This is a genomic window from bacterium, from assembly GCA_020444325.1.
GTDB lineage: Bacteria > Bacteroidota > Ignavibacteria > SZUA-365 > SZUA-365 > BM516.
Window position 1 is genome coordinate 156,426 of sequence record JAHLLD010000012.1, and the last position, 6,000, is coordinate 162,425.

General features: G+C 52.7%; 7 protein-coding genes and 1 tRNA gene. 3 read left to right on the forward strand and 5 right to left on the reverse strand.

The window, feature by feature from the left end:
* Positions 1 to 443 precede the first annotated feature (443 nt).
* From aqpZ to KQI65_14845, 3 genes are all read left to right on the forward strand, one after another.
* Positions 444 to 1,133 (forward strand): aquaporin Z, encoded by a 690-nt coding sequence (gene aqpZ, locus KQI65_14835; protein MCB2206015.1) that lies wholly within the window; start codon positions 444 to 446, stop codon positions 1,131 to 1,133.
* 270 nt (positions 1,134 to 1,403) lie between these two features.
* Positions 1,404 to 1,790, forward strand: a complete 387-nt coding sequence (locus KQI65_14840) for a DUF937 domain-containing protein (protein ID MCB2206016.1) — start codon at positions 1,404 to 1,406, stop codon at positions 1,788 to 1,790.
* 54 nt (positions 1,791 to 1,844) lie between these two features.
* The gene (locus tag KQI65_14845) at positions 1,845 to 2,255 is read left to right on the forward strand and encodes a DUF4332 domain-containing protein (GenBank protein ID MCB2206017.1); all 411 of its coding nucleotides are present in this window, start codon (positions 1,845 to 1,847) and stop codon (positions 2,253 to 2,255) included.
* 387 nt (positions 2,256 to 2,642) lie between these two features.
* Here the strand turns inward: KQI65_14845 and KQI65_14850 are convergent, their stop codons facing one another.
* The 5 genes from KQI65_14850 to KQI65_14870 form a co-directional block, all read right to left on the reverse strand.
* Positions 2,643 to 3,338, reverse strand: coding sequence for a nucleotidyl transferase AbiEii/AbiGii toxin family protein (locus KQI65_14850; GenBank protein ID MCB2206018.1), 696 nt, complete (start codon positions 3,336 to 3,338; stop codon positions 2,643 to 2,645).
* On the reverse strand, positions 3,332 to 3,826 hold the full coding sequence (locus tag KQI65_14855; protein MCB2206019.1) for a hypothetical protein: 495 nt from the start codon (positions 3,824 to 3,826) through the stop codon (positions 3,332 to 3,334). The genes KQI65_14850 and KQI65_14855 overlap by 7 nt, the downstream gene beginning before the upstream one ends.
* A 222-nt stretch (positions 3,827 to 4,048) precedes the next feature.
* Positions 4,049 to 4,135, reverse strand: a tRNA-Ser gene (locus KQI65_14860).
* Between the two features lie 222 nt (positions 4,136 to 4,357).
* Positions 4,358 to 5,749: a putative Ig domain-containing protein gene (locus KQI65_14865; protein MCB2206020.1), complete on the reverse strand. Its 1,392-nt coding sequence runs from the start codon at positions 5,747 to 5,749 to the stop codon at positions 4,358 to 4,360.
* A gap of 66 nt (positions 5,750 to 5,815) precedes the next feature.
* Positions 5,816 to 6,000: hypothetical protein (locus tag KQI65_14870; protein MCB2206021.1), on the reverse strand; the 185-nt coding region annotated here is incomplete at its 5' end.

The window sequence follows — 6,000 nt, forward strand, 5'->3', positions numbered from 1 at the left end:
AATCGGCATAAGAAAAAATAAGGCAAGCAAAATGCTTGGCCACACCAGTATCGCGATGACATCTGATCACTACACAGACAGCGAGACGAAACAGCTTCATGATCAAGTGAATGTACTCGGTATACCATACGCCCTATTCCCTCATCGAAAATCTGGCCTGCCTGCTCCCCACCACCACCACACGCTTGCGCTGCACCTCCGTATCAGCAATAAGGCTGGACAACGTACATCCCGGGTTCAACTCCCCGTACATCGAACGACAAAGTGCTCTCTGCTGCGTCCCGGGCAACAGGCACTTGACCCCGATATTCGATTTCAGGATATTGATGCCACAATCCACTTCGAAACAGATTCTGTCATTCCCTGAATGGGACCGTAATCCCTGTTTCAGCTACGGGTGACGAATCCCCTTCAGCATCGGTAATTTGTCTCAGGAGGACAGTATGAAGAAGTATGGAGCAGAGTTTATCGGAACGTTCTGGCTCGTGCTCGGCGGTTGCGGAAGCGCCGTTCTTGCCGCGGCTTACCCTGAACTTGGTATCGGTTTTGCGGGTGTTGCTCTCGCATTTGGACTGACACTTCTCACAATGGCATTCGCGATCGGACACATATCCGGCTGCCACCTCAATCCCGCAGTTTCTGTCGGGTTGTGGGCGGGAGGGCGTTTCCCGGCGAAGGAGCTTCTCCCCTATATCGTGGCGCAAGTGCTCGGCGGCATCGTCGCCGGCGGCGTTCTCTTCCTCATTGCGAGTGGGAAAGCAGGCTTCGACGTTTCCGCGGGATTTGCCTCCAATGGATTCGGTGAACACTCACCGGGTGGATACAGCATGCAGTCCGCTCTCATCACGGAGATTGTCATGACCGCGATGTTCGTCCTTGTTATCCTCGGCGCCACGGACAAACGCGCGCCGCAGCAACTCGCTCCCATCGCCATCGGTTTATGCCTGACACTCATTCACCTGGTCAGTATCCCGGTGACGAACACATCTGTCAATCCAGCACGCAGCACCGGGGTCGCCCTGTTCGCTGGTGGCTGGGCAATCACCCAGCTCTGGCTGTTCTGGATTGCACCGATCGTCGGCGGTGCACTTGGAGCCATGATGTACCGTTTCATCGGAAATGAGAAATCGTGACGGACACACAGGTGTGATCCTTGCGATCCACCTGCATGGTGCTTCATCTCTGCTGAGAGAAACAACGTTCGAATGTCACCGAGTATCTCAGGTCGGTGCGGACTCGCATCAACGAGCGAGGACTGGGTTCCACAGCTCTGACACTGCGCCCCGTGTGAATTTTCACAAAACGCACTGAGTGCATATATTATATCATCTATAAAACATCATAATTGTGGGATATGAAGCAAACCGTTCCCACTGTCTTCACATCCTCAAAGGAGCATAAGTATGGGTATTCTGGATAATCTTGCAGGCGCAGTCGGCGGCGGCGGACAGGAAGGTCTCATGGACGCCATCGGCGGACTCGTGGGTGGCGGCGGCCTCAGTGGACTGGTCGATAATTTTTCGAACGCCGGACTCGGCGACACGATTTCGTCGTGGATCGGCTCGGGAAACAATCTGCCGATCTCGGCAGATCAGATTCAATCGGTCCTCGGCAGTGAGCAGCTGCAGGGCATTGCCGCCAAACTTGGTATTTCTGCGGGTGACGCGTCCAGCGGAATCGCATCCCTGCTGCCGAAGGCCATCGACGCGTTGACACCTGACGGCAAGGTGCCGGACGGCGGTGTAGCCACGGACGGGCTCGGCGGCCTGCTCAAGGGTCTCGGGCTCTGACATATCCGAAGCATGGATTCCATGACATTTCACATCAACACAACAGACAGAGGAATGGCCAATTACAACATTGAGGACGTCGAAGGTATCGGACCGGTGTTCGGTGAGAAATTGCGTGCTGCCGGCGTGAAGGATACCGATGCCCTACTGGGTAACGCGTGCACGCCGCAGCAGCGGAAGGAGCTCGCGGAGAAAACAGGGCTTCCTGAAGCGAAGATCCTGAAGTTCGCCAACATGGTTGATCTCTACCGTGTTTCGGGGATCGGTTCCGAGTATTCCGAACTTCTCGAAGCCTCAGGCGTGGATACAGTGCCCGAGCTCGCACAGCGCAATCCGGTAAATCTTGCCCAGAAAATGGCCGAGGTGAATGCGGAGAAAAACCTGACCCGCCGCGTACCCAACGAATCGGAGGTCGGTAAGTGGGTTGACCATGCCAAAACCCTCCCGCGCAAGCTCGAGTACTGAGTCTGGAGTTTCACAGATCGGACTGCAAACCGCCAGTTGGCTTATGTTAACCGGCGTTTTTTTACATTCTTGCGTGCAGTATTGAGGGTGCGTTGATCGGCGAAGCACATGAGTACGACCTCGAGGTCATTATCCCCATCACCATCCCCGATCGGCGGATAGCAGTAGACAGCAAGTGCACACATGTACAGAAGCATGCTGGACCTAAACAAAAACAGCCCGAAATAAGCATTTCGGGCTGTCTGATATTGGGTGCGAAGAGACTGGAATTCGAGCCCAGGGTAGCCCGAAGGGCACATCGGTTTTCGAGACCTTGGTACAACCATGTGTTTCTATGATGGAATCGTTCCACCGGCAGCGAATTCATTATCCCAAGCTCCGAGCCTCTCAACCGAATTGAACTATTTGTTCAATGCATTGAACAATTCTGCCATACCTTGCTTCACGAGTTTCGTATTCTAAATGTCCAAGTATGGCTTCCTGCAACAGGTCGTCATTCAATATCAATCCGAGCTGTTCCTGCAGATACCGCCTGACATCATTCGACGCATTGTTGATCTGGTCGACAATATCAGTTCTATTGTCAATGACGTACACGATGTCCTCGAGATCATGACTTGTTCGGGGATCTGTTCCGCCCCGTTCATTGTAGGCAGCAAGCTTTGATGCAAGAAAATGAGGCAACGGAAGCAACTGTATCTGATGGCCCTCGATTCGTGCCGTTACTCTTTGAGCAAATCCCTGAGGGAACCATGGATTGGCCGGGGCCCAACCGACAGCCACCGTACTCATCACATCGACCTTGATATTCTCATACCGGAACCTGCAGATCACATCATCTTCGGGAGACTGCGTGAATCCTTTTTTCACCAATTCCTGCCTAATGGATTCGAGCTCTCCCAGCGTTGCGATCTCAACGGTAATATCCACATCCCTGGTCGGTCTGGCATCCTCAGCCGCTGGATTGTTGACATAAAATCCTATTGTCGCACCACCAACAAAGATCGCTCGTTCATTCATTTCCCCGAGTGCGCGAGATATCTTCAGAACTACTACCCGGTTCTGCTCAGTATTCTTCAACATATCCTGTTTTTCAATTCCTGGATTGCGAGGTTCTTTTCCCGTGCTCTTCCAACTCGGAGAGCGTCGACCAGTGAAAGCAATTCATACAATCTCGCGTCATCCCGGGCCGCTTGCGGAACGGAAGGATACAGCGGCGCAATGCCATGCCCTCGGACCTCACCCAAGGCAAAAGGCCAGACGTAGTTATCATTGCTGCTGATCTCCAGGTTAAGAGGGGCAGCGGAATGCGCCGTTGGCATGCCCCGGACGATGGCCCCTGGCTTTGCCGGAAATACGACTGCTAACCCGTGCTGCAGGAAATCGTGCAACGCCTTCCGCATCACCCGTTTCCCCGTATCGTCGAGCAATCCTGCATATCGTGAACGGGCAACCGACTGACTGACCTCACTTTGACTCATGCTCAGGGAATGTGCCAATGGAAGTTGTTGCCATCGATCACTGTTCAGGGCAATGATCTTGAGCAAGATGACAACATCCTGTGGCTTCATACTATGTTGGATTCCTGCCATATTCATTATCGCATATCGCAATATGCGATAATACCTATAAACCTACTGATATGCAAGTAGTTAGGGCATATTATTGCGTATCGCGATATGCGATATTTAGTAAATCATGCTACGTTGCGAGCGTTCGCAAGTACAGAAGCGTTCTGAGCATTATCGAAAACAGCCCGAAAATAAGCATTTCGGGCTGTTTGATAAGGGGTGCGGAGAGACTGGGATTCGAACCCAGGGTACCCCGAAGGGTACAACGGTTTTCGAGACCGCCCCGTTCAACCACTCCGGCATCTCTCCAAGTATGTCTACCCTTCCTCCTGATGCTCAGTCCCGGCGTAGTCCCGTGAAGCGGGACGAAGCCGGACGGCATTTCTTGCGAAATGCATCTATAAATGTACAAAGCACACACGGGAACTGCAACCTGCAGTCCCGTATGCTAATAAGAAAAATTCGGCATGGCCTGGTGGATATCGGGCAACAACTTCAGGAATCCAGGGAATGCACAACAGGGCGTGCGCGTCAATGCAACAGGAGCATACTGACGGTTTTCTGCACGTGCGGCGTGGTCAGTACCGCCAGATAAGTACCTGCTGGCACTGCCTTGCCCTGATCATCACGCCCATCCCATTCGACACGATGCGCCCCTTGCATGAAGGAAGCGTGTGTTAGCGTGGCCAGTCTGCGGCCGCTCAGATCAAATACTTCAAGCCGTGCTACGGCGCTGTGTTGCAGGGAAAAATTGATCTGCGTTTTGCTTCGGAATGGATTCGGGAAATTCTGATGCAACTCGACATCAGCCGGAAGCGACGAGGAGAGATCCTCAACCGGAGTTGGTGATGGAGTTCTGAACGTATAGGATGCTTGCGTACTCACAGTGTCGTATCCGTCCGTGGCCGAAACCGTCCATGTGTACAGGCGGCTGAACTCGAACACATCACTGTCAAGGACGAGTTCGTTTGTCGGTAACCCTGTGATCACCGTGTCCATGTTAGAGGATTTCAATCGCACAATGTAAGTGACGATGTCGGTTGGATTGTCATCTGTGCAGGTACTCCAGTGCAGCGTCACTCCTATCGAATCGAGCCGTATTCCATTTGCTGGACTGATCTGCACAGGTATTGTCGGTGGGTGTGTTGTGTGAAACACCGCAAGCTTGAATGACTGAGTCGCGGTTCCCCCTTTCCCGTCACTCGCACGCATGACAACATCATGTCGACCCGTGGCTGCGGGAGTACCGCTGATAGTCCCACTTGCCGCATCGAAGCTGAGAAATGCCGGACCTTCAATGAGACTGTATTCAAGTTGATCACCATCGGGATCCTGTGCCTGGATTCGATAGCTGTATTGCTCTCCAACTACAGCACGGTCTTCTGGCTCGGAAGTGATTTCCGGACTCCGGTTGCTGCTTTCTCCAACAACGATAGTGCCATGCAAGGGGGATGCATCAATAATGTAGTTGGGAGAGTTCCGAAGCTCGATATTCTGGACACGAATGGCACTTGTTCCTTCACGAAGTGCTTTAAACGTTACAGAGAATACTTCACCTGAACCTTCTACTGCCGCCTTCCCAAGGATCGCCTGATCAACGCGGATGGAATCCGGATCTGTGGTTGGCATCAGCTTCTCGTAGTAAAACACCGAATAACCTTGCTCATTCGATTTCAGAAAACTCCCAACGGATGTCCCCACAAAGCTGACAATATTTTTGTCGAATGCGACGCCTACGACCACCGTGTGCAGATCGGAAACGTTGTTCACCTTGATGTTGATCGTGACCGTTGAACCAGGTGATACAGTACTTACTTCGGGAGTAACCTCCACGGTGGACTGTGCCGCCGCTGTTGCCCCCGTCAGGAGAAGCAAGACGAATGAAAGAACAAAGCTGAACAGTGATGTTGTGTGTGTGTGCATGATACTCTCACATATCAATGGAAAAAAACGAAAACTCTCGTCTGTCATAATTAGAGCGCATGCCAGTTACAGGGCATGTAGCATTGTTCGGCTGCATCTGAACGATCCAGCGCGCATTGTGTAGTAGTAAAGTCCTGTCGGGAGTCCGGTCGCGTTCAGCTGCGCCTGATAGCTGCCAGCTTCCTGCACGCCGTCGACCAGCGTCGCGACCTTCGCACCCAGAGCGTTGTACACTTCCAGCGTCACGTGAC